The sequence below is a fragment of the Verminephrobacter aporrectodeae subsp. tuberculatae genome (genome assembly GCF_026127385.1).
Lineage (GTDB): Bacteria > Pseudomonadota > Gammaproteobacteria > Burkholderiales > Burkholderiaceae_C > Acidovorax > Acidovorax aporrectodeae.
This window is the reverse complement of record NZ_QZCX01000001.1, coordinates 1,289,470-1,312,143: the sequence shown is the minus strand read 5'-3', so window position 1 is coordinate 1,312,143 and position 22,674 is coordinate 1,289,470. Positions and strand designations below refer to the sequence as shown.

The 22,674-nt window shown below is 65.4% G+C and carries 19 protein-coding genes and 1 riboswitch; of the genes, 8 read left to right on the top strand and 11 right to left on the bottom strand.

Features of this window, described 5'->3' with window-relative positions:
- Window positions 1–60: 60 nt before the first annotated feature.
- Entirely contained in the window at window positions 61–627 is a 567-nt protein-coding gene (locus D5041_RS05685; protein WP_265282528.1) for a TMEM165/GDT1 family protein, read from the bottom strand.
- Between the two features lie 6 nt (window positions 628–633).
- Window positions 634–839: riboswitch (yybP-ykoY riboswitch) on the bottom strand.
- A gap of 237 nt (window positions 840–1,076) precedes the next feature.
- Here D5041_RS05685 and rbp (D5041_RS05680) point away from each other — a divergent pair.
- Together rbp (D5041_RS05680) and rbp (D5041_RS05675) are read left to right on the top strand one after the other, a co-directional pair.
- Window positions 1,077–1,409 carry an RNA-binding regulator gene (gene rbp / locus D5041_RS05680; RefSeq protein WP_029554332.1) on the top strand — a complete coding sequence of 111 codons (333 nt, stop codon included), beginning with the start codon at window positions 1,077–1,079 and terminating at the stop codon, window positions 1,407–1,409.
- Between the two features lie 237 nt (window positions 1,410–1,646).
- Window positions 1,647–2,156 carry an RNA-binding regulator gene (gene rbp, locus D5041_RS05675; RefSeq protein WP_265284073.1) on the top strand — a complete coding sequence of 170 codons (510 nt, stop codon included), beginning with the start codon at window positions 1,647–1,649 and terminating at the stop codon, window positions 2,154–2,156.
- 78 nt (window positions 2,157–2,234) lie between these two features.
- Here the strand turns inward: rbp (D5041_RS05675) and D5041_RS05670 are convergent, their stop codons facing one another.
- The 10 genes from D5041_RS05670 to D5041_RS05625 all read right to left on the bottom strand — a co-directional run bounded on the left by D5041_RS05670 (window position 2,235) and on the right by D5041_RS05625 (window position 16,147).
- Window positions 2,235–3,008 (bottom strand): SDR family oxidoreductase, encoded by a 774-nt coding sequence (locus D5041_RS05670; RefSeq protein ID WP_010104467.1) that lies wholly within the window; start codon window positions 3,006–3,008, stop codon window positions 2,235–2,237.
- Between the two features lie 40 nt (window positions 3,009–3,048).
- Window positions 3,049–3,357, bottom strand: a complete 309-nt coding sequence (locus tag D5041_RS05665; RefSeq protein WP_010104465.1) for a winged helix-turn-helix transcriptional regulator — start codon at window positions 3,355–3,357, stop codon at window positions 3,049–3,051.
- Window positions 3,358–3,542: 185 nt separating this feature from the next.
- Window positions 3,543–3,983 (bottom strand): gamma-butyrobetaine hydroxylase family protein, encoded by a 441-nt coding sequence (locus D5041_RS05660; protein ID WP_265284071.1) that lies wholly within the window; start codon window positions 3,981–3,983, stop codon window positions 3,543–3,545.
- A 116-nt stretch (window positions 3,984–4,099) separates the two neighbouring features.
- On the bottom strand, window positions 4,100–5,713 hold the full coding sequence (locus D5041_RS05655) for a GMC family oxidoreductase (protein ID WP_265284070.1): 1,614 nt from the start codon (window positions 5,711–5,713) through the stop codon (window positions 4,100–4,102).
- Window positions 5,710–6,957, bottom strand: coding sequence for a mandelate racemase/muconate lactonizing enzyme family protein (locus D5041_RS05650; protein WP_265284069.1), 1,248 nt, complete (start codon window positions 6,955–6,957; stop codon window positions 5,710–5,712). The genes D5041_RS05655 and D5041_RS05650 overlap by 4 nt, the downstream gene beginning before the upstream one ends.
- On the bottom strand, window positions 6,954–8,180 hold the full coding sequence (locus D5041_RS05645; RefSeq protein WP_265284068.1) for an MFS transporter: 1,227 nt from the start codon (window positions 8,178–8,180) through the stop codon (window positions 6,954–6,956). Before D5041_RS05645 ends, D5041_RS05650 begins: the two co-directional genes overlap by 4 nt.
- A gap of 162 nt (window positions 8,181–8,342) precedes the next feature.
- On the bottom strand, window positions 8,343–9,767 hold the full coding sequence (locus D5041_RS05640; protein ID WP_265284066.1) for an aldehyde dehydrogenase family protein: 1,425 nt from the start codon (window positions 9,765–9,767) through the stop codon (window positions 8,343–8,345).
- Between the two features lie 352 nt (window positions 9,768–10,119).
- Window positions 10,120–12,831, bottom strand: coding sequence for an Ig-like domain-containing protein (locus tag D5041_RS05635; protein WP_265284065.1), 2,712 nt, complete (start codon window positions 12,829–12,831; stop codon window positions 10,120–10,122).
- Between the two features lie 470 nt (window positions 12,832–13,301).
- Entirely contained in the window at window positions 13,302–13,760 is a 459-nt protein-coding gene (locus tag D5041_RS05630; RefSeq protein WP_010104456.1) for an Lrp/AsnC family transcriptional regulator, read from the bottom strand.
- Window positions 13,761–13,813: 53 nt separating this feature from the next.
- Entirely contained in the window at window positions 13,814–16,147 is a 2,334-nt protein-coding gene (locus tag D5041_RS05625) for a molybdopterin guanine dinucleotide-containing S/N-oxide reductase (protein ID WP_265284064.1), read from the bottom strand.
- 271 nt (window positions 16,148–16,418) lie between these two features.
- Between D5041_RS05625 and metC the strand changes: the two genes are divergently transcribed.
- The 6 genes from metC to D5041_RS05595 are packed head-to-tail and all read left to right on the top strand — an operon-like array spanning window position 16,419 to window position 22,647.
- Window positions 16,419–17,624, top strand: coding sequence for a cystathionine beta-lyase (gene metC, locus D5041_RS05620; protein ID WP_201766131.1), 1,206 nt, complete (start codon window positions 16,419–16,421; stop codon window positions 17,622–17,624).
- 44 nt (window positions 17,625–17,668) lie between these two features.
- Window positions 17,669–18,604 (top strand): 4-hydroxy-tetrahydrodipicolinate synthase family protein, encoded by a 936-nt coding sequence (locus D5041_RS05615; protein WP_265284063.1) that lies wholly within the window; start codon window positions 17,669–17,671, stop codon window positions 18,602–18,604.
- 17 nt (window positions 18,605–18,621) lie between these two features.
- Entirely contained in the window at window positions 18,622–19,401 is a 780-nt protein-coding gene (locus tag D5041_RS05610; protein ID WP_265284062.1) for an SDR family oxidoreductase, read from the top strand.
- Between the two features lie 53 nt (window positions 19,402–19,454).
- Window positions 19,455–20,447, top strand: a complete 993-nt coding sequence (locus D5041_RS05605; protein WP_265258045.1) for a Bug family tripartite tricarboxylate transporter substrate binding protein — start codon at window positions 19,455–19,457, stop codon at window positions 20,445–20,447.
- Window positions 20,448–20,459: 12 nt separating this feature from the next.
- Entirely contained in the window at window positions 20,460–21,719 is a 1,260-nt protein-coding gene (locus tag D5041_RS05600) for a D-amino acid dehydrogenase (RefSeq protein WP_265258046.1), read from the top strand.
- Window positions 21,720–21,768: 49 nt separating this feature from the next.
- Window positions 21,769–22,647: an MBL fold metallo-hydrolase gene (locus D5041_RS05595; protein ID WP_265284061.1), complete on the top strand. Its 879-nt coding sequence runs from the start codon at window positions 21,769–21,771 to the stop codon at window positions 22,645–22,647.
- Window positions 22,648–22,674: the final 27 nt, after the last annotated feature.

Sequence of the window (22,674 nt, the reverse complement as noted above, 5' to 3'; positions counted from 1 at the left end):
CCGCAAGCGGTGGCAAATCGGCGCGTGCGGCAAATATACCAAAAGCGCCCGCCGCGCCCATCACGGCGCAGGCGCAAACATCGCCAGCAGCCCCAGCAGCAGAAAAATCACGGCGCAAACCAGATGCACCACGCGGATCGGCAGCCTGCGGGTGATGCGCTCGCCGAACCAGACCACCGGGGCGTTTGCCAGCACCATGCCCAGCGTGCTGCCCGCCACCACCCAAAGGGTGGCGTCGTAGCGCGCGGCCAGCATGAGCGTGGCGAGTTGCGTCTTGTCGCCCATCTCCGCCAGGAAGAACGCCACGACGGTGGTGCCAAACACCCCCCAGCGCGGAGTTCCTCCGGCCTTGTCCGCGTCGGGTTTGTCGGGGATCAGCATCCACGCCGCCATGGCAAGGAACGATGCGCCCAGAATCCAGCGCAGCATCTGCGGGCCCACGAAGGCGGTGACCCAGGCCCCCACGGCCGCAGCCAAGCCATGGTTGGCCAGTGTGGCGGCCAAAATGCCGAGCACGATGGGCCAGGGCCTGCGAAAACGCGCGGCAAGAACGAGCGCCAGCCATTGCGTCTTGTCGCCCATCTCGGCAAGCGCGACGATGGCCGTGGAAATGAAAAAGGCTTCCATGGGGAGGGGTCCTATCCGGCCGGATGGATGGATGACGCATTGACTGCACCCCGACTCCGGCACTGTGGATCGGCGTGCAGTCAATGGTCTCGCCCAGCTCGAAAACCGCATGCGCCATGGGCCGGAACGGCCCAAGTGTGTTGACGCATGCCCCCGGCGCATGGCCTTGCCACACGGTGCCGGGCGGGCTACTCCCCAAAGACCCGCGCAGTCTACCCCACTTACCCGGAAAAGCACTGCAAAACCACGCAATTCCTGCTTTTGGCGTGCGCAGCAGAAATAAAATGCCACGGCTTGCACGAAGTGATCGATAATTGCCGAGTTTTCGTGCTTGGGCACGGAGACTTGGCTCAGCGGTGAATGGTCGGTTTCGCGTCTTTGAAGTCGTCACAGGTTTGTTGATTGCGTCGGGCTCCATCGCGTTTTCATGTTTTTTTCAGGAGTCCTTCATGGGCAACAAACTCTACGTGGGCAATCTGCCCTACTCTTTCCGCGACGAAGACTTGCAACAGACCTTCAGCCAGTACGGCTCGGTCGGTAGCGCCAAGGTCATGATGGAGCGCGACACCGGCCGCTCCAAGGGCTTCGGCTTTGTCGAAATGGGCAGCGATGCCGAGGCGCAGGCCGCAATCCGCGGCGTGCATGGCCAAAGCTTTGGCGGCCGTGACCTCGTGGTCAACGAAGCGCGCCCCATGGAGCCCCGCGCTCCCCGCAGCGGCGGCTATGGGGGCGGTGGCGGTGGCGGCGGTGGTGGTTACGGCGGTGGCCGCAGCAGCTATTGAAAAACCTTGGCAGCAATCCCCGGGGTCTGCCGACGCCCAGGGGGCTGCCACAGCATGTATCGCGGCTTGCTTTTTCCGCAAAAGTATGGCCCATAATGGGCGGCGGGCCTGCCCCGCACCCCAAGTTTGCGGTGATCCGTCAGTTTCACGCTGAGAGCGTCATTGAGATTAGCTGGCTGCGTTTTCGGGACTCCATCGCTTAGATGCTTTTTCCACGTGTTTTTGAGGAGTCCCTCGATGGGCAACAAACTGTACGTCGGCAACCTGCCGTACTCGGTGCGTGACGGCGATTTGGAACAGGCTTTTGGCCAATTCGGCGCCGTGACCAGCGCCAAGGTCATGATGGAGCGCGACACGGGTCGATCCAAGGGCTTTGGCTTCGTGGAAATGGGCAGCGACGCAGAGGCCCAGGCCGCGATCACCGGCATGAACGGCCAGCCTCTGGGCGGCCGCAGCATCGTCGTCAATGAAGCCCGTCCCATGGAGCCCCGTCCACCCCGCAGCGGTGGCTACGGGGGTGGTGGTGGAGGGGGGGGCGGCGGCGGTGGTGGCAACTACGGCGGCGGTCGCAGTGGCGGTGGTGGCTACGGTGGCGGTCGTGATGGTGGCGGCGGCCGCGAAGGCGGTGGCGGCGGCTACGGGGGTGGTGGTGGCCGCGGCGAGGGCGGTTTCCGCAGCCCCTACGGCTCGGGCCCCCGCGGCGGAGGTGGTGGCGGAGGCGGCGGCCGCAACAACAGCGGCTACTGAAAACCGCTCTCCCGCCGACCCCGCGCGCTTCCTCCCAGGGGCGCGCAAACCCCCACACACCCAGCGCAGACGCAGCGGCTACTGCTCGCCGTGGCGTTGCTTGCGCGGGCGGCCCGCGAACAGTTTGTCGAACAGCACATTCGGCATCCCGCGCAGCAGCTTCGCCACCACGGCCATCTGCCAGGGGATGACCCGGTAGCTCGCACCCGCGCCGATGGCATCGAACGCGCGCTCCGCAAAATCACCCACAGGCAGCAAAAAGGGCATGCGGTAGCGGTTCCGGCGTGTGAGCGGGGTATCCACATAGCCTGGCAACAGAGTGACCACGCGCACCCCGTGCGCCCGCAGTTCGCCGCGCAGGCTTTCGCAGTAGCTGACGACCGCCGCCTTGCTCGCGCAGTACGCCCCATGCCCGGGCAGACCCCGGATTGCGGCCACGCTGCCAATGCCGACCAGCGTGCCGCTGCCCCGCTGGACCATGGCGGCGACAAACGGCTGGAACGTGGCGGCCATGCCGACGGTATTCGTGGCAAAGGTGCGCGCCATCACGTCGATATCGCCGCGCACGGCGCTATCCATGCCGACGCTGATGCCGGCGTTCGCGATGACCACATCGGGCAGGCCCTGGCGCGCGATGCATTCCTGTCCGGCGGCGACGATGCTCTCGATGCGCGTGACGTCTGCCGCATAGATTTCGCAGCGGTCGGCGCTTATTTTCTCTGCGTCCGCCCACGCGCTGAGCTCGGCACTGCGGCGTGCCACCAGGGCCAGACGGTAGCCCGCCCGGTGGAAGCGCAGGGCCAGTGCCTGGCCAATTCCGCTGGACGCGCCCGTGATGAAAACGAGGCCCATGGGCAGGGGTTGGCAGCGGGTCAAACGATTCACCGGGCTTTCAAACGGTCTTCATCCGGCCGGTGGTCCAGCGGGAGGCGAAGGCCGGAACGTCGCTCAGGCGCCGGAGCAGATCGGCCCCCGAGGGGGTGACGACGTAGCCCTCGCTGCCATGATCGACGAAGCCTGCTTCGCGCAATTCCTTGATGCGGGTATTCAGCGTATTCGGGGTGATTCCGCCCACGCTGTCTTGCAGCAGACGAAAGGTCTGAGGGTGGCCGTCCTTCAGGGCCCACAGCACGCGCAGCGCATAACGGCATTCGAGTTTTTCGAAAAGCTGGTTGATGGCGGCATTTTCTTTGGCACGCATGGACGCACCTCCTTGCGCAAATGGTGGATCAAAGTTCGTAGCAGGACTGCTTTGCGGTTCCACCAATCCGCCGGAACCACTATAGCGCGGAGCCTGTTTCGCTACAAGTTTGGTAGCTGCAACAGCTGTCGCCAAGGGAGCAGCGCCGAGGAAACCGACGGCCGCCTCGGCGCAGGTGCAGGCTCCTAATCCGGATCGGGCGCATCGGGGCGGCTGCCGCAGCCATGGGCCCCTGCTGCGGCGCGCAGCATCGGCGCATCGCGGTCCACGCCAGCGGCGGCCAGCCGCTGCGTGTACTTGGCCCACAGCGCATCCTGCTGCTGGCCCAGTTCATAGAGATAGTCCCAGGTGAAGATGCCGCTTTCGTGGCCGTCGGAGAAGATCGGCTTGACGGCGTAGTTGCCCACCGGCTCGAGCCCCAGCAGGCCTACCTCGCGCTTGCCGGTCTGCAGCACTTCCTGGCCCGGCCCATGGCCCTGCACCTCGGCCGATGGCGAATACACGCGCATCAGCTCGAAGGGGATGCGAAACCGGGCGCCGTCGGAGAACACCGCTTCGAGCACCCGCGATTTCTCGTGCACCGTGAGGGCCTGCGGCGTGGGCGCGCCCGCTGTCAAACCGGCCATGGATTTTCCTTGTCCTGAACCCGAACGACCGCCTGCCCGATAAGTGTCGGGGGGTGTCGGCATGGGGCGAGTATCACCGATTCACGCCCTGCTACCCCCGCCCACGGCAGCCACGGTCAGCCATGCTCGTCCAGGATGATTGCTGCCCCTTTCTCCGCCACCATCATGGTGGCGGCATTGATGTTGCCGGACGTGATGTTCGGAAACACCGACGCATCGACGACCCGCAGGCCCCGCACGCCATGCACCTTCAGCGCCGCGCTCACCACGGCCGTCTCCGGGTCCGGTCCCATCGCGCAGGAGCCGCACAAGTGATAGATCGAGCCGGCTCGTTCACGAAAGAACTGCAACATGCTGGCGGCGTCGGTCACGCTGCTGGCCGGACTGACTTCTTCGGCAATCAGAGCGCACAAAGCCGGCGTCTGGACCAACTCACGAACCAGACGCGCGCCCTGCACCGCTTCATCGCGATCCTTTTGCGTGCTCAGATAATTCGGGCGTATCGCTGCCGGCACGGCGGCATCGGCCGAAGCAATCTCAATGCTGCCGCGGCTGCTGGGACGGCAGGCATTGAAGCACAGCAGAAATCCGGAATACGGATCCGGTTTCAGACGGGTCTTGGGATTTTCCGGGATCGTATAGGACAGCGGATTGAAATACAGCTGGATGTTGGGGTTGCGCTCCTGCGGGCTGCCTTTGAAAAACCCGCCCGCCTGGTTGACGCTGAGCGCCAGCGGTCCGCAGCGCTTGAACAGGTATTGCATGCAGGCTTTGATCTGCCCATACCACGAACCCAGTTCATCATTCAGCGTCTTGCGCTTGGCGCGAAAATGGAACGAAGCGCACAGATGGTCTTGCAAGTTGCAACCGACTGCGGGCAAATGGTGGCGCAAGGCAATGCCATGGCGCGCCAGCAATGCGCTGTCGCCGACGCCGGACAATTGCAGCAATTTCGGTGAATCCACCGCGCCCGCAGCAAGGAGGACCTCCCGGCGGGCACGAAATGTACGCAACTGGCCGCGCTGACGCACCACCACGCCGCTGGCACCCCGGTTGCCGTCAAACAAAATCTGTTCGGCCACAGCGTCGGTCTCGACCTGCAGGTTGCCGCGCCCCAGGGCCGGGTGCAGATAGGCGACAGCGCTGGAATCGCGCATGCCGCTGCGGATATTGGCTTCGTAGATGCCAGCGCCTTCGAAGTGCTCGCCGTTGAAATCGTCGGTGAGCGGGTAGCCGGCCTGCGCGCAGGCTTGCAGATAATCATGGCAAATCGGATGCGCGGCCTGTTTCATCTGCGTGATGCCGATCGGGCCACGGCCGCCACGCAGTGGCGTTTCACCCAACGGATGGCTTTCCAGCTTCTTGAAATACGGCAACACGTCGCGATAGGCCCAGCCGGGATTTCCGGCAGCCTCCCAGTCGTCGAAATCGCAGGGCTGGCCGCGCACATAAACCATCGCGTTGATCGCGCCGGAACCGCCGATCACCTTGCCACGCGGCGCATACAGCCGGCGCCAGAATATTTTCGCTTCCGGCTCGCTGTAGTACATCCAGTTATAACGCGGGTCGTAGTACGTCTTGACGAAACCGATCGGCAACCTGAGCCACCATGAGGTATCCTGACCGCCGGCTTCGAGCAATAGCACGCTGTGCCTGCCCGATTCGCTCAGGCGGTGGGCAAGAATGCAGCCGGCCGAACCGGCACCGATGATGATGAAATCGAAATTCACTGTGCTTTCTCATTGCGCCAGCGCTTCTTCCAATTGTCGTTGGACGGGCGCTTGACATCGAAGGGCTCGGGGTCCATCGAGATATGCAGCTTGGTGCCGGTATAGGGCGAATGGGCTTCCACCACGTCCATGTTCAGTTCGATGCCAAGGCCCGGCTCGCGTGACGGGATGATGAAACCATCTTCCCACTGGATGGGCTTTTTCAGAAGCTCGGCGTGGAAACCCTGCCAGGTCAGAATGCTTTCCTGGATCAGGAAATTGGGCGTCGCCGTCGCCAGCTGAATGCTGGCGGCAGCACCGACCGGGCCGTTGTACAGATGCGGTGCAATCTGGGCGTAGAAAGCCTCGGCCATGCCGGCGATTTTCTTGGCTTCCAGGATACCGCCCACGCGGCCCAGATTCATTTGCAAAATGGAGGCGGCCCCGCGGTTGAGCAGATCGAAAAACTCGTATTTGGTGCTCAGGCGCTCACCCGCCGCGACCGGGATGCTGGTCTTGCCGGCGACGATCGCCATGGCGTCGGCCTGTCCTGGCGGCACCGGTTCTTCGAACCACAGCGGGTCGTATTTTTCCAGACGATGCGCCAGCCGCACCGCCGACGCCGGTGTCATCTGGCCGTGCGTACCGAACAGCAAATCGCATTTGTTGCCGACGGCAGAACGGATTTTTTTGCAAAACTCTTCTGATTTATCGATCACTTCCAGCGACAGATGGTGGCCTGAGTACACGCTGTACGGACCGGCTGGATCGAATTTGACCGCGGTGAACCCCTGCTTCATCAGATCCATTGCACATTCCACCGCCAGATCGACGTCATCGTAGTCGTATTCGCCTTTGGCGTTTTTCGGATAAAGGTAGGTATAGGAACGCAGGCGCTCGTGCACGCGGCCGCCGATCAGTTCGTACACCGGCTTGCCCGCGGCCTTGCCGATGATGTCCCAGCATGCCATTTCCAGGCCGCTGGCGATTCCCATCATGGTGAGATCGGGCCGCTGGGTGAAACCGCTGGAATACGCTGCGCGGAAGAAGCGCTCGATGTGGTGCGGATCATGATTCAGCAGATACCGCTCAAAGACATCGTCGATGGCCGGCAAAATCACCTTGGGATGGAAAGTGGATGCGTAGACTTCGCCCACCCCCTCAATGCCGCAATCGGTCTTCAAGCGCACGAAGATCCAGTACATGCCACCAAAGTATGGTGGCGGCACGGCGACGGCGTAGGATTTCATCGAAACGACTTTCATGGCTGCACCTTGTCCCTCTTGGCTGAATACTTGAAATGGAACGCGACTGCCGTGCCAAGCAGGCCGCTCGCCGCGATATAGGCAAAATACAGTTTGTAGCCGGGTGCGCCGGGGTAGTGACGGGCAATCGCGCTGTTGATCATGGGCAGGAAGATGTCCGGCGAATAGGCGATCACCGAGACGATGCCGATGGCCAAACCGGTGATTTGCCTGGGCACTTGGCAGGTGTCCAAAATCGCCCAGTACAGACCCCGCACGGCGTAGGTCATGACGCCTATCAGCATCACGATCAACAGCATGAAATACATGCCGCCGCCGACCGGGAACAGCGCCAGCGCGATCAGCCCGATCGAGGCCAGCAGCATGCTCCAGAACAGCATTCCTTCATTGCCGTAGCGGTCGCCCAGAAAACCGGCGCCGATGCCGCCGATGGGACGCATCCACAGCTTGATGACCGTGATGACGCCGGCGGCAAGCGCGCTGATTCCGTAGCCCTCTTGCAGATAGGCGGAAAAAGAATACGTGGCCCAGAACAATTGGTAGCCGCAAAAAATGACCAACGCCACCCCCCACAGGCGCGGAATCGCGGCCAGGACTTTCAAGTCCTGCCATAGCTGGCTGCTGACTTTCCGCGCACCGGCAGCCGCTGCCACGGCAGGCTGCGCTTGTGTTTCCTGTTCGACGAAAATGAAGATCAGCAGCGCAATCCCCAGGCAGGTGAAGGAATACATGCAGATCACCGGCTGCAACGCTTCCTGCGGCGGTGCATCGTCGCCGCCCGCTGCGGCGAACAAGGCCACTGCCACCGTCGCCAGCATGGCCTCGATCAGGCCACGCCCACCATCCAGGATGCCAAAGAAACGCCCTTGTTCCGAGGCCTCTGCCAGCAGTTTCACGCCCTTGATCAGCGAGGCCCAGAACGTCAGCCCTGCCGCCAGTCCCCAGCCGATGAAAATCCATTGCAGCGCGACATGGCCCGGATACGTGGCGAACCAAAAACCCAAGACCCCTACCAGCACCAGCGAGAAGCTGGTCAGTATGCGTGGCGAAAATCGATCGGCGAGCCAGCCGCTGGGCAGATAGGTCACGGCATAAACGATGCCCAGCATGGTGTAACAGCGACCGAGATCCGCGGCAGTGATGCGAAAAGCGGCGAGCACGCTGGCTTCGAAATTCTGGCGCAGGTACAGCAGCGGATAAATCGCCCCCGCAGCCAGCAGCAACAAGAAAAACTGAAAATAGCGCGCCAGATTCCGCGGGGGCGTGGGCATTCCGCGCGCCTGTGGCAGGGTGTCATCAAGCATTGTCTCGTCCTTTTGTTATGCGTCGGCATCGTTGGTATTGCGGTTGCTGCCTTTGTTGCACCCTTGGCTTGGCACCTCCATTCAGTACTTCATGACCACCAGACGTGTCTGGGTAAATTCCAGCATGCCATGCTTGCCGTCGTCTCCACCCAGACCGGAGCGTTTCCAGCCCGCGTGGTAGCCCTGATACGGGTCCGCCGGCGTGCGGTTCACGTACAGTTCCCCGGCCTCGATCCGGTTGGCAAAGCGCATCGCTGTGCGGTAATTCTCCGTGTACAGCACCGAGGACAGACCGAACTGATGGTCGTTGGCCATCTCCAGCGCGTGCTCCATGCCGTCGCATGGCAGCATGCACAACACCGGCCCGAAGACTTCCTCCTGGACGATTTCAGCGTCCTGACGGCAGTTGCTCAGCAAGGTCGGCGGATAAAAATAACCCGGCCCCGGTGGCAGCACGCCGCCGAGTTCCAGCGTGGCACCAGCCGCGACTGCGCGCTCGACCATGCCGTGGACACGGTGGCGCGCTGCATCGCTGATCAGTGGCCCCATGCATTCGGGGTGCATGGCACGATTGCCTGGCTGGTACGCCGCCAACTCCTTTTTCAGCAAAGCCAGCAGCGGCGCGTGGACGCTGCGCTCGGCGTAGACCCGCTCGACGGCGGTACATAGCTGCCCGCAGTGGGTCGTTCCGGATGCGGCGATTTCCCGGGCAGCCTGCTCCAGATTGGCGTCGGACGCGACGATGGCCGGGGTCTTTCCGCCCAGTTCCAGCGAGATTTTGGCGATGTTCGCCTTGGCGTATTCGAGCACCTGGCGGCCGGCGTTGACGCTGCCTGTCAGGGTAATCATGCCGACTGGCGCCTGCGTGCACAGCATGGCTGCCGTGGCATGGCTCATCGCCAGAATGTTCACGACACCGGCCGGGAGACCGGCAATCCCTATCGCCTGCGCAATCTCGAACGCCGAGCACGGTGTGTGATTGCTGGGACGGACCACCACGGTATTTCCGGTAATGAGCGCCGGCGCGATTTTGCGCAGCAAGGTGTAGACCGGAAAATTGAACGGGATCAGGCACGCCACCACGCCGATCGGCGCGCGGTGCAGCAACAGGTTTTCTTCGGGGTTGTCGCCGGGGATGATTTCACCCTCGATGCGCCGGGCCCATTCGGCGTGGTAGCGCGTGATCTCCGCGGCGTACCGCGTTTCGTTGACGGCGTCCTGCAGGCTCTTGCCGGATTCCAGCGCCAATGCCGCGCCTATGCTCGGTGCCTGCGCGATCAGGGCGTCCGCCAGTTTCTGCAGATGAGCGCCTCTTTCGACCGCGCTCAGGTTGCGCCACGCTTGCTGTGCCTTGGCGGCCATGTTGACGGCATCCACCGCGACCTGCGGGCTGGCGCACGCGGCCTGCGCGACCGGCTCCCCGGTGGCCGGGTTGCGGACGATGATGACCTCGCCATCGGTGTTCCCAACAAAACGATTGCCGATGAAATTGCAATAGGTTTGCATGCGGTTCTCTGAAACTGCTCAAGGCCCGGTCAAGTTGGCAGCGGGGAGAATCTGCGTTCCACTGCCCGCGTGTCTTGGTTGACGCACGCTGCCGCAAGTTTTGGCAGAGCATATCCTTGGCGTGATCAGAGCTTGCGTCCAATACAAAAATCAGATGCGCCAATCTGATTTGGGCATGCATGCTCTGCGCGTATTTTTGCTTGGCTGGCCGGACGTGGCCACGCGCGGATATCTACGCGACGGCAAGCACGTGGATTGGCAACGCCGCCATGGCGCAAAAGGCATCGGCTTCGTGTGCCGATATTTTCGGGGCAGGACACCCCGTGTGCCGCCCCGCAAAGAGTTCCACGAGTCAGAACCAGAACCCGTCGTGCGCCACGTCCGACGCCTGCCCCACGATGGACAGCGGCATCTGCGCTGCGGCGCCGGGCGCGGTGATGCTGCCGTCGGCCTGGCCGTCGGCGTCGAACGGCCCGCCATCGGTGATCGAGAAGTCCAGCCGCAGCCGCCCGCCTTCCAGCGCCGTCTTGCCGCCGTAAGGGCTGCTCGCCAGGTTCACCCAGGTGCCGGTGCTGTCTTGCAGCCAGTAGCCGTTGGCGCCGATCTCCGGGTCCACGTACAGGCTGAAGGTCTCGCTGCTGCCAGCGGCGGTCTCCAGCGCGGCCTGGAAACTCGTCAGCGCGATCGGCGTCTCCAGCGCCTGGGGCGTCCGGGCGGGGGCCGCCTCTTGCTCCAGGCTGGTGATGCGGGTGTCGCTGCCAGGGTGGACCTTGCCGTCCTGGCTGTCGGCGACCAGGGTCACCGAGGTGCCGGAACGGCTGCTGGTCGTGGCGCCGAAGGAGCTGACTGCGGCCTGCGCGCTGTCCTGGATGTCGTCCGCGTTGCCGTCGCCGGGGGCCGCCCCCGCGGGGCCGATGGCCTGATTTTCCTGCGCGTCGGGCACACCGTCGCGGTCCGCATTCGGTTCTTCGGAGCTGGGCGCGCGCGTGCGTGCCGGCGTGTCGTTGAGCACCTCCGTGGCGCCAAAGCTGGCTGCGTCGTTGCCTGCGGCGTCCTGTATCGCCTTGGTGTCGTTGTCGGTCGTGGGATCCTTGTAGGCGACGCTCACCGACTGGTCGTGGTAGGTGAGCGCCGTGGTCAGCGTGAGCGTGACGGTCTTCGCCCGGGCATCGACGGCGACGTGGGTGACGGCATTGGCGACGTTATGCACAAGCACCGCAAAGGCCTCGGTGGCCGGCTTGCGCGCCGGGTCCGCGTCCAACGGGCCCATGTCGGTGTAGCTGAGCACCAGTTGATCGCCGTTGACCCTGGGGCGCGCGGCGTCGGTGGTGATCAGCTGCGGGGGCGTGCTGTCCACGATGAAGTTGTCGCTGCTGGCGGTGCCAGTACCGGCGTTGCCTATGGCGTTGGTCACGCCCGCGAGGTTCACGCTGATGGTGTTGCTCGCGTCGTTGGCGTTGGCCGCGGGCGTGAAGGGGGCTGTCCAGGTTTTTCCGTTGTCGCTGGTCGTGAGCGCGCCGAGCGTGCCGATGGCAGGGTCGGGGAGCGCAATGTCCTCGCGCGTGAAGCCGTTGACGGTCTCGCTGAAGGCGATGGTGACGGTCGTTGTTTCGCCCGCAGCGAGGGCCGTATCGGCCAGCATGATGGTGGCGGTGGGCCGCACGGTGTTGACCGTGTAGTTGTCGCTGGTGGCGCTGCCGGTACTGGAGCGGCCTGCCATGTTGGCCACGCCCGCGAGGTTCACGCGGATGGTGTTGCTCGCGTCGCTGACGTCGCCCTTGGGGGTGAGGGTGGCGGTCCAGGTTTTGTTGTTGACGGTCGTGAACGGGCCGAGCGCGCTGGTGTTGGGGTCAAGCACGATGTCATCGATCGTGAAGCCGAGGACCACCTGGTTGAAGGTAAAGGTGACGGTCGTTGTTTCGCCCGCTGTGAGCGCGGTATCGGCCAGCGTGATCGTGGCGGCAGGTGGCGCGGTGTTCACGATGAAGTTGTCGCTGGTGGCGCTGCCGGTACCGGCGGTGCTGGTGGTGCCGGTGACGTAGGTCACGCCCGCGAGGTTCACGCGGATGGTGTTGCTCTCGTCGATGACGTTGTCCGTGGGCGTGAAGGTGGCCGTCCAGGTTCTGCCGTCGGCGCTGAGTATGGGGTCGCTGAGCGTGCCGTTGGCCTGGGTCCGGTCCACGTCATCAATCGTGAAGCCGGTGACGGGTTTGTTGAAGGCAATGATGACGGTCGCCTTTTCTCCCGTCGTAAGGCGGTCAGCGGTCAGCGTGACGCGTGCGCTCAGGTCGGTTGTCTGGTCTGTGCTGCCGGGCCGGGTGTCAATGGTGTAGTTGCTGCTGACGGATTCGGCGCTCGGCTTGTTGCCCGCCAAGTCCGTCACGCCGCGCAAGTTGACGCGGATTTCGTTGACGGCAGCGTTGATATTCGCTGTGGGCGTGAAGGTGGCGGTCCAGGTCCTGCCATCTGCGAGGGCGGTCAGCGGACCCAGCGTGCCGTGGGCCTTTAACAGATTGATGTCGGATTCTTCAAAGTCGGTGACGGGCTCGACGAAGCTGAAGGTGACGGTGGTGGTTTCGCTCGCGGTGAGGGCGCTGTCGCCCAGCGTGATGCTGACGCCGGGCGCCCAGACGTCGATGTCGTAGGTGACCGTGGAGACGGCCTGGCCCACACCGGCTTTGCCTGCGAGGTTGGTCACGCCGGCGAGGTTGATGCTGATCTGGTTGCCCGTTGAGTTGAACCGGGAGGAGTCGCCGCGCAAATCATCCCACCCCGGAGCCGTCAGCGTGACCGTCCAGGTGATGCCGTCGTCGGTGCTTTGCAGCTTGGACAGCTTCGCGTAACCGCCCACGGCCAGATCTTCGATGCTGAAGCTGTTGGCAGCGATGGCTTCGGCGAAGCGGATGGTGACGGTGGTGCTCTCACCCATGCTCAGTTTGTCGTCGCCGATCGTGATCGGGTTGACGGTGGCCAGCATGGGGGGGCGCCGGGCGTCCCCGGTGTTCGTGGTCTCGTCCGCCCGGAGGCTGGAGTCGGCCAATCTGGTGCTCACATCGACGCGCATGGTGCCTGGATGGTGGGGTGGGTGGTGGCGGGGGTTTGGGCGCGTATCCCTGGGGACATGGCCGGTGATTGGCGTTACTTCATGGGGGCGGGGTGCCCGCACCCCCGTATGCCTGCCTCTGGCGCCAAGCGATGGCCTGTCTGCCGTGGTGCATTCGCCGACGCCGCTTTCAGGCGCCCATTGATGACCCTGCACCCCTGCGAGTCGCCTGCGGCCTGGCAAGGCCGGTTGCGCAGCGTCCGCTGGTTCGGGAACCGCGCCCGTTGGCATGGCGCAGGGGATGCCCGGCGCTCAAGCCGTGCCAAGCCCCTGCCACCACGCGGGTATGCGATGCATGCGAAGGAGGGACGACCCGACATGCGATGCATCGTATGGGGCGGATTTCAATTTCATAGCCGGTAAACGGTAAGACATGTGCCTATCCATCGGATCGTCCGGCAACCGCGGGCATGGGCGATTGCGGCATGCGCCTACGCCTTGTCCAGCGGAACGGCGGTGGTGCATTTCAGTTCTTCCATGGCAAAGCTCGAACTGACGTCGAACAACTCGGCGATACGGATGAGTTTTTTGTACACCAGGTCGTAGCCGGAGATATCGGACACAAGAACCTTGAGCAGGTAATCGATATCGCCGCTCATCCGGTAGAACTCGACGACCTCGGGGATCTCCTGCACGCCCTTGGAGAATTTTTGCAGCCATTGCGCGTCGTGGTGGCTGGTCTTGATCGAGACGAAGACGACGATGCCCAGGCCCAGCTTGCGGGGGTCGAGCAGGCAGACCTGTTTGCGGATCACGCCCTCGTCGGTCAGGCGCTGGATACGCTTCCAGCAGGCCGTCATCGACAGGTTCACGCGCTCGGCCACGGCGTTCACGGGCTGCGTCGCGTCTTCCTGAAGGATGGCCAGAATGTCTTTGTCTTTCTTGTCCATATGCGTGCGAGAGCCTGCGCGCCCTGTCCCGGCGCCGTGTTGTTCGGCCCGGTCTACGCTGGCCGGGTTGGCGGCGACGGCGGCGCGCCGGATATTTCCGGCACCTCGAAGGCGCGCACTGCCGGTGCTGCGCCCTGCCATTTTTCGATCTCCACGAGCGCCGACAGCGCGCTGGGTGCTTGCGCGAGGCGCGAGGTGCCGATGTCGATGGTGAGTACGTTCGGATTCCCGTGGCGCTCGAGCGCCGGGCCCGCCGGGTCGAACCAGGCGCCGGTGGACATGATCGCCACGCCCTGCATGGTGTCCGGATCGACCACGGCGGCCGCGATGCAGGCGCCGCGCCGGTTGAATACCTTGACGAGATCGCCGCTGGCGATCGCGCGGCGGGCCGCGTCGGCGGGCGCGATCAGGACCCGTTCACGGCCCTTGATTTTGGCGGCCCTCGACACCGTGCCCGCGTCCATCTGCGAATGCAGTTTGTCCGCCGGCTGCGAGCTCACCAGGTGCAATGGAAAGCGCTGCGCGGCCTCGGCGCCGAGCCATTCCACCGGCGCCATCCACGTCGGGTGGGGCGGGCAGTCCGCGTAACCGAACCCGGCAATCCGTTGGGAGCAGATTTCTATTTTTCCCGATGGAGTCTTCAGCGCAAACACGCGCGGGTCGCGGCGGAACGCTTCGAACAGCACGAAATCGCGATCCGGCCTGGGCAGTTCCCAGTGGCCGGCTTCCCAGAAGGCGTCGAAGCCGGGCGCGTCGATTCCCGCCTTGCGCCAGCTTTGCCGCATGCTGGCGTAGATGTGGCGCAGCCACTGGCCTTCGTCGCGCCCCTCGGTGAAGGCCAGCTCGTGCCCGGCGATCGCGGACAGCTCCCGATAGATGTCGAAATCGTTGCGGCTTTGCGCGTGCGGGGCCAGGGCCTGGTGCATGGCCAGCACGAAGCGGTCGCGCGACGAGCCGCCGATGTCGTTGCGCTCCAGGGTGGTGGTGGCGGGCAGCACGATGTCGGCACGGCGTGCGGTGGGCGTCCACCAGCTCTCGTGCACGACGATGGTTTGCGGCTTTTGCCAGGCCTGCACCAGGCGGTTCAGGTCTTGGTGGTGGTGGAAGGGGTTGCCGCCGGCCCAATAGACCATCCGGATGTCGGGATAGACCTCCGTGCGCCCGTTGAATTCAAACGGTTCGCCCGGGTGCAGCAGCATGTCGGCGAGCCGCGCAACCGGTATCGCGCGACCGGTGGGGTTGCGCCCCGCCGACATCTCCGGACCGGGAACGTCGGGGCGCGGATTGCCCACCCCGTTCATGGAACCGTGACCGAAGGCGAAGCCGCCGCCCGGAAGGCCGATCTGCCCCAGCGCCGCCGCCAGCGCGATGCTCGCCCAGTAGGGCTGCTCGCCGTGGTGCGCGCGTTGCAGCGACCATGCGCAGCTGAGCAGCGTGCGCTTGCCGGCGGCGCGCAGCGCGAGTGCGCGGATTTCGGCGGCGGGCACGCCGCAGATGCCCTGCGCCCATTGCGCGTCCTTGGCTACGCCGTCGGTTTCCCCGAGCAGGTACGCGGAAAATGGCCCGAACCCGACGCAATGGGTCTGGAGAAAATCGCGCGCGTGCAGTCCGCCGACGATCAGCGTGTGCACCATGGCGAGCATCAGGGCGGTGTCGGTATTCGGGCGTATCGGTATCCACCGGGCCCCGGTGCCGGCCGGGACATCGGAGCGCGTGGGGCTGACGACGACGAATTCCACGCCCACCGCCGCGGCGCGCGCCAACCAGTCCGCCGCCGAGTGCTCGCCTGCGCCGCCCGAGGTGATCTGGGTATTGCGCAGCGGCAGGCCGCCGAAGGCGATGAACAGGCCCGTGTGCGCCACCACGTTGTTCCAGTCGGTGACCCGCCCGGTCACGGGCGCATGGGTGCCGATCACGTGCGGCAGCAGGAATTGCGCCGCCCCCCAGCTGTAGTTGCCGGCCTGGTGGACGCAACCGCCGCCGGCATTCAGGAAGCGGTGCGTGAGCGTGCGCGCATGGTGCAGGCGGCCAGCGGAGGACCAGCCGTAGGAGCCGCCAAAGAGGGCCGTGTTGCCGTACTCGCCGCGCACCCGGGCGAGTTCCTCGGCCACCAGTTCGAGGGCCGTGTCCCATGCCACTTCGACAAAGGCCTCGCTGCCGCGCGCGCTGCGGTCGCTGGCCTGCCGCTGCTGCAGCCAGCCCTTGCGGACCGCCGGCCGGCAAATGCGCAGGCTGGAATGCACCATGCCGGGCATCGCTTGCAGAATCGGCGAGGGCGCCGAGTCGAAGGCAAAGGGCTCGCAGGCCAGCAGGCGGCCCGCGCGCACCACGGCGGTGAACGCGCCCCAGTGCGACAGGGAGGGAAAGCGCTGTACGTCCGTGCTCATGCGCTCCACCGCCCGGGTCGTGGTGGTTCAGGCGGCCCCGTCCGGTGTGCGGGGCAGGGCGACGGATGCGCTCCGCGTCGAAACCCGGTGAGAAAGATCATTTCTTGAACTCGTGTTGCCAGGAAACAGGAAACCATCATAGCCACTGGAACAGAAATATTTTTTCTTTTATCGGCGCGATCCGCAGCAAGAAAGAAAAAATATTTGCTCCCCTCCGCCCTACACTTTGCGTATCGAATTGTGCGATCAGAAGGAGCGGGCCATGATGCAGATGCAGGAAGAAAGCAGGCTGGTGCTGGCCGGACGGCACTCCGAACGCTTTGCCGGGCTGGTGAATACGCCGGTGTTCCGCGGCTCGACGGTCCTGCACGCCTCCCTCGCCGCGTGGGAGGACAAGAAAAAGCGCCGCGCCGCGGATGAGCATGGCGCCAGCACCTACGGCCGCTTCGGCACCCCCACGCACCACGCGCTCGAAGAGGCGGTCGCCGAAATCGAGGGCGGCTACCGCGCGCTGCTGTACCCCTCGGGCCTGAGCGCCTGCGCGACCGCCCTGACCTCCCTGCTCGCGGCCGGCGACCACGTGCTGCTGACCGACAGCGCCTACGCGCCCACGCGCGGCTTTCTGACCCGCGTGCTGGGGCGGTTCAACGTCGATGTGAGCGTCTACGACCCGACCATCGGCGCGGGCATCGAGGCCCTGATGCGCCCGAACACCCGCGTGGTGTACGTGGAGTCTCCGGGTTCCGAGACCTTCGAGGTCCAGGACGTTCCCGCCATCGCGGCGGTGGCGCGGCGCCATGGCGCGCGCGTGGTGATGGACAACACCTGGGGCACGCCGCTGTTCTTCAAGCCCTTCGCGCACGGCGTGGACGTGTCGGTGCAGGCGGCGACGAAATACATCGTCGGCCATTCCGACGCCATGCTGGGCGTGCTCACCTGCAACCAGGAGACCTGGCCGCTGATCAAGCGCACCAGCCAGGACATGGGAATGACCGCCGGGCCGGACGACGCCTATCTGGCGCTGCGCGGCCTGCGCACCATGGCGGTGCGTTTGCAGCAGCACTGGAAGGGCGGCGTCGAAGTCGCGCAGTGGCTGCAAGCGCGCCCGGAAGTCGAGGCGGTGCTGCACCCGGCCCTGCCCGGCGACCCCGGCCATGCGCTGTGGAAGCGCGACTTCCGGGGCGCCTGCGGGTTGTTCGCGGTGGTCCTGAACCCGGTGTCTGCGGGCGCGCTGGAGGCCTTCGTGGACAGCCTGCAACTGTTCGGCCTGGGCGTTTCCTGGGGCGGCTACGAGAGCCTGGTGATTCCGTTCAATCCGGTCGGCGAGCGCAGCGCCACCCAGTGGCCGTACCATGGGCAGGCATTGCGCTTGCATGTCGGTCTGGAAGCGCCAGCCGACCTGATCGCCGATCTGGAGCAGGGCTTTGCGGCACTGGCGCGGGCCGAATCCTCCAACCAGCAGCGCCGCAGCGCCTGAGGCGCGCGGCAGGCGAAACAATATCCACCCTTCAAGGAACTGCCATGGCAAAGATGAAAGTTCAGGGGTCCTTCGTGGCCTTGATCACCCCGTTCAACCAGGACGGCAGCGTCGATTTCGAGGGCTTTCGCAGCCTGCTGCGCTTCCAGGAGGAGAACGGCAGCTCGGCCGTCCTGATCATGGGATCGACCGGCGAGGTCTCCATGCTGTCGCAGCAGGAGCGCGAGCAAATCATCGTCGAAACCGCCAAGATGAAGTCCGGCAGGATGCAGCTGTTCTACGGCTGCACCGGCAACAGCACCGCAGCGACCATCGGCTACCTGCGCTTCGCCCGGGCGAACGGCGCCGACGGCGCGATCCTCGCCGCGCCCGCGTACATCTGCGCCGCCGAGTCCGACATCGAGGATTATTTTCTGGAGGTGGCCGACGCCACCGACCTGCCGCTGGGCCTGTACAACAACCCGCCGCGCGTGAAGACCGACCTGCACTGGGAGCACCTGCTGCGCATCTTCAAGCACCCGAACTACGTCGTGCTCAAGGAGTCCACCGCGCGGGTCGGCCAGGTCGCGCAGGTGCTGCGCGCCCGTCCGGATGCCGCCGTGATGTGCTGCGATTCGCCCAACCTCGGCCTGGTCGTGCCGACCATGAGCCTGGGCGGCCACGGCACCGCGAACATGACCGGCAACATCGCCCCGGCGGAGATCGCCGTCCTCTCCAGCCCGTGGACCACGCCCGAGGTGTCGATCAGCTTCCGCGAAACCTATCTGCGCATGCTGCCGATGCTGCATTACGCGTATTCGGCGATCAACCCGGTGGCCATCAAGTCCTTGCTGCGCGCCGTCGGCATGCCCGCGGGCGAGCCGCGCAGGCCGCTCAAGGGCTTGCAGGGCGAGCCGCTGCTCAAGGGTCTGCGCGTGGTGCGCGAACTGGAACTGGACAAGAAGTACGGCTGGAGTTCGGCCGAACTGAAGTCGGTTTAGCTTCGGGGCGGCGATTCATGGATCTCGCCATCGGGGGGCGGAGCGCGCTGGTGTTCGGCGGCAGCCGGGGCATGGGGCGGTCCTGCGCGCAGCAGCTGTCGATGGAAGGCGTGCACGTGACCATCGCCGCGCGCACCCGGGAGACGCTGGCGCAGGCGGCGGCGGAAATCAGCGCGCAGACGCGTGTGCCGGTCCGCTTCGTGGTCGCCGACATCAGCACCCCGGCCGGACGCGACGCCGCCCTGGCCGCCTGCCCGGCGCCGGACCTGCTGATCAACAACGCCGACGGCCCGCAACCCGGCGACTTCCGCGACTGGACGCGCGATGACTGGCAGCAGGCGCTCGACGCCCTGATGCTCGGGCCGATCGAGATGATCCGCCGCACGGTGGACGGCATGGTGGAGCGCCGCTTCGGGCGCATCGTGAACATCGTCTCGCGCAGCGTCAAGTCGCCGCAGGCGGAGCTGGGCCTGTCCAACGGCGCCCGCTCGGGCTTGGTCGGTTTCGTCGCGGGCCTGGCGCGCCAGACGGTGCGCCACAACGTCACCATCAACAACCTGCTGCCGGGCGTGTTCGCCACCGACGCGCAACGCCGCCATATCCGGGGCATGCTCGATCCCGCAGGCAAGTCCTTCGATCAGCTCTGGCAGGAACGCGGCAGCAACAACCCCGCAGGACGCTACGGCCAGCCCGAGGAACTGGGCGCGCTGTGCGCCTTCATCTGCTCGGCGCACGCCGGCTACATCACCGGGCAAAGCCTGATGATCGACGGCGGCGGCTACCCGGGCACTTTCTGATGAGCAGCAAAAAGAGACGAGCCCCCCACGCCCCAACCCATACGAAAGACACCATGAGCCCTTCCATCCGCCGCCGTTTTCTCGGCAACAGCATTGCTTTCATCGGTCTTGCGGGCGCGGCTTGCGCCGGCGCCTGGGCGCAGCCCGCTTATCCGGCGCGCTCCGTGACCATCGTCGTGCCGCACCCGGCGGGAGGGTCGGTGGATTCAGTGGCCCGCCTGTACGCGGACAAGCTCAGGGACACGCTGGGCGTGGCGGTGGTGATCGAGAACCGCGCGGGCGCGTCGGGCATGATCGGCGCGGAATACGTGGCCCGCGCGGCACCCGACGGCTACACCCTGTACCTCAACGCGTCGATCCATTCGATCAACCCGCTGCTGTACCGGAAGATGAAGTTCGACGCCGTCCGGGACTTCACCCCGGTGAGCCTGCTCGCCCAGGGCGCGCTGATTTTCAGCGTCAACCCCCAGGTGCCGGCGAATACCGTCCAGGAACTGGTCGCCAAGGTCCGGGCGGCGCCGGACAAGTACAACTTCGTCACCAGCGGGTACGGCTCCGCGGGCCACCTCGGCATCGCACAGTTTCTTCATGAGAACCAGCTGACGGGCATGCCGCTCGCGCTCTACAAGGGCTCGGCGCCGGCCCTGACGGACCTGGTCGGCGGGCAGGTCTCGGCGATGATGGACCCGTTCCTGTCTTCCCTGCCCTACGTCAAGGCGGGCAAGCTGCGCGCGCTGGCCGTGACGGGGCGCGAGCGCAGCCCCCTGCTGCCGGACGTGCCGACGCTGCGCGAGTCCGGCATGAAGGACTTCGAGCTGTACTCCTGGTACGGATTGTGGGCGCCGGCCAAGCTGCCCGCGCCGATCCTCGATCTGTTGCAGGAGTCCTCGGCCAAGATCATGGCGCTGCCGGAGATCCGGGCCCGCTTGGCGACCTTCGGTTTCGACCCCGCGTACAAGAACTCGGCGGATTTCGCGAAATTCATCGACGCCGAGACGCTGCGCTACAAGGGCGTGATCGAGGCCGCGCACATTGCGATCGAATAGGCCGGCGCGGCGATGAAAGTTCTCGTACTGGGCGCCGGGGTGGTTGGCGTCGCCACGGCCTACTACCTGTGGAAGAACGGCCATGAAGTCACCGTCGTCGATCGGCAGGCCGGGCCCGGCATGGAGACTTCGTTCGGCAACGCCGGCGGCATCTGCCCGAGTTTCGCCGGCCCCTGGGCGGCGCCGGGGATGATTTCCAGGGTGTTGAAACTGTCGCTGCAAAGCGATTCCCCGATCCGCTTCGCGCCGCGTCCGGACCCGCGCCAGATCGCCTGGGTGCTGCAATGGATGCGCAATTGCACTGCGCAGCGGTTTCGCGCGAACAAGCTGTGCATGCAGCGCGTTGCGCACTACAGCTATCGCTGCCTGCGCGAGGTGCTTGCCCAAGCGCCGATCCACGACTTCGATTTCCACGCCGGCGGTGTGTTGCAGCTTTTCCGCACCCGGGCCGAACTGCAACTGGGCCGCCTGTCGGCGCAGGCCGTGGGGGAATCGGGCGTGCCCTGGCGCCTGCTGGACGCGGACCAGCTGGCCGCCGTGGAACCGGCGCTGGTGCATGGCGTGGCGCAGGTCGCCGGCGCCCTGCACATGCCCGCCGACGCGTCCGGCGACAGCCACAAGTTTGCCGGCCAGTTGGCCGCCCATCTCGCGCAGCACGGCGTGTCGTTCCGGTACGCAACGCGCATCGACGCGCTGGAACAGGAGAAGGGGGCGATCAGCCGGGTGCACACTGCGTACGGGGCGATGCAGGCGGACGCCTACGTGGTGGCCCTTGGCAGCTACGCGCCCTTGCTGCTGGCGCCGCTGGGATTGAAGCTGCCGGTCTACCCGCTCAAAGGCTATTCGGTCACCCTTCCCGTGACCGACCCGGGCCAGGTGCCCACCCTGTCCGTGATGGACGAGCACAACAAGGTGATGATCTCGCGCCTGGGCAACCGGCTCCGCGCCGCCGGCATGGCCGAGTTGGCCGGCTACGGCCTCGCGCTCGACCCGGCGCGCAAGGACCTGTTGTTGCGCGTAGTGCGCAGTTGGTTTCCCGAAGGGCTGGACTGGGAGCACGTGTCCTTTTGGGCCGGACTGCGGCCGATGACCCCGGACGGTCCGCCGATCCTCGGCAAGGCCCGCTGGTCAAATCTGTTCCTCAACAGCGGCCACGGCTCGAACGGCTGGACGCAGGCGTGCGGGACGGCCAAGATCGTCTCCGACCTGGTCTGCGGGCGCACGCCGGAGATCGACATGCAGGGATTGACGGTGCAGCGTTTCGGCGGCTGAGCCGGCGCCGCAGTCCTGCGCTTTCACCGGGCATCTTGAAGAAGTCACCATGAGCCTGTCCGTGCATTCCTTTTTCGATGCGACCACGGCGACGTTTTCCCATGTGATCGACGACGGAGCCGGCGCCTGCGCGGTCATCGACCCGGTGCTGGGTTTCGACCCGCAGTCCGGTTGCACCGATGCGCGCCCGGTCGAGCTTGTCGCCGCGCACATTCAGGCACAAGGCCTGCGCGTGCAATGGCTGCTCGAGACGCACGTGCATGCGGACCACCTGTCCGGCGCGCCCTGGCTGCAAGGGCGCTTTGGCGGCACGCTGGCAATCGGCGCACGCGTCACCGAAGTGCAGCGCGCATTCCGCGATGTCTTCAACGCACAGGACATGGCCGTGGACGGATCGCAGTTCGACCGCTTGTTCGCCGACGGCGACGCCTTCGCCATCGGCCGGTTGCAGGCGCAGGCACTGCACGTGCCCGGCCACACGCCGGCTGACATGGCGTATCGCATCGCCGATCCCGCGGGGGGCCCGGATACGGTGTTCGTCGGCGATACCTTGTTCATGCCCGACCTGGGAACTGCGCGCTGCGATTTCCCGGGTGGCGATGCGCCCACCTTGTTTCGCTCGATTCGCCGCCTGCTCGCGCTGCCGCCGCGGACGCTGCTCCACGTCTGCCACGATTACCCGCCCGCAGGGCGCGAGGCCATGGGCAGCACCACGGTCGCGCAGCAGCGCGCGGGCAATATCCATGCGCGCGACGGCGTGTCCGAGGCCGATTTCGTCGCACTGCGCGAGACGCGCGACGCCACGCTGGCGCTGCCGGCGCTGATGCTGCCGTCGGTGCAGGTGAATATGCGCGCCGGCCGTCTGCCGCCGCCCGAGGCGAATGGCATTGCCTATCTGAAGATTCCCGTTGATCGGCCAAGGGATTGACGGAGAAGATCTGCTTTGCAGTGGTCA

Bases quoted from the DNA above. Each gene is read 5' to 3' on its own strand.
- D5041_RS05685 (WP_265282528.1), bottom strand. From the start codon at position 627: ATGGAAGCCTTTTTCATTTCCACGGCCATCGTCGCGCTTGCCGAGATG.
- rbp (WP_029554332.1), top strand. From the start codon at position 1,077: ATGGGCAACAAACTCTACGTGGGCAATCTGCCCTACTCTTTCCGCGAC.
- rbp (WP_265284073.1), top strand. From the start codon at position 1,647: ATGGGCAACAAACTGTACGTCGGCAACCTGCCGTACTCGGTGCGTGAC.
- D5041_RS05670 (WP_010104467.1), bottom strand. From the start codon at position 3,008: ATGGGCCTCGTTTTCATCACGGGCGCGTCCAGCGGAATTGGCCAGGCA.
- D5041_RS05665 (WP_010104465.1), bottom strand. From the start codon at position 3,357: ATGCGTGCCAAAGAAAATGCCGCCATCAACCAGCTTTTCGAAAAACTC.
- D5041_RS05660 (WP_265284071.1), bottom strand. From the start codon at position 3,983: ATGGCCGGTTTGACAGCGGGCGCGCCCACGCCGCAGGCCCTCACGGTG.
- D5041_RS05650 (WP_265284069.1), bottom strand. From the start codon at position 6,957: ATGAAAGTCGTTTCGATGAAATCCTACGCCGTCGCCGTGCCGCCACCA.
- D5041_RS05640 (WP_265284066.1), bottom strand. From the start codon at position 9,767: ATGCAAACCTATTGCAATTTCATCGGCAATCGTTTTGTTGGGAACACC.
- D5041_RS05635 (WP_265284065.1), bottom strand. From the start codon at position 12,831: ATGCGCGTCGATGTGAGCACCAGATTGGCCGACTCCAGCCTCCGGGCG.
- D5041_RS05630 (WP_010104456.1), bottom strand. From the start codon at position 13,760: ATGGACAAGAAAGACAAAGACATTCTGGCCATCCTTCAGGAAGACGCG.
- D5041_RS05625 (WP_265284064.1), bottom strand. From the start codon at position 16,147: ATGAGCACGGACGTACAGCGCTTTCCCTCCCTGTCGCACTGGGGCGCG.
- metC (WP_201766131.1), top strand. From the start codon at position 16,419: ATGCAGGAAGAAAGCAGGCTGGTGCTGGCCGGACGGCACTCCGAACGC.
- D5041_RS05615 (WP_265284063.1), top strand. From the start codon at position 17,669: ATGGCAAAGATGAAAGTTCAGGGGTCCTTCGTGGCCTTGATCACCCCG.
- D5041_RS05610 (WP_265284062.1), top strand. From the start codon at position 18,622: ATGGATCTCGCCATCGGGGGGCGGAGCGCGCTGGTGTTCGGCGGCAGC.
- D5041_RS05605 (WP_265258045.1), top strand. From the start codon at position 19,455: ATGAGCCCTTCCATCCGCCGCCGTTTTCTCGGCAACAGCATTGCTTTC.
- D5041_RS05600 (WP_265258046.1), top strand. From the start codon at position 20,460: ATGAAAGTTCTCGTACTGGGCGCCGGGGTGGTTGGCGTCGCCACGGCC.
- D5041_RS05595 (WP_265284061.1), top strand. From the start codon at position 21,769: ATGAGCCTGTCCGTGCATTCCTTTTTCGATGCGACCACGGCGACGTTT.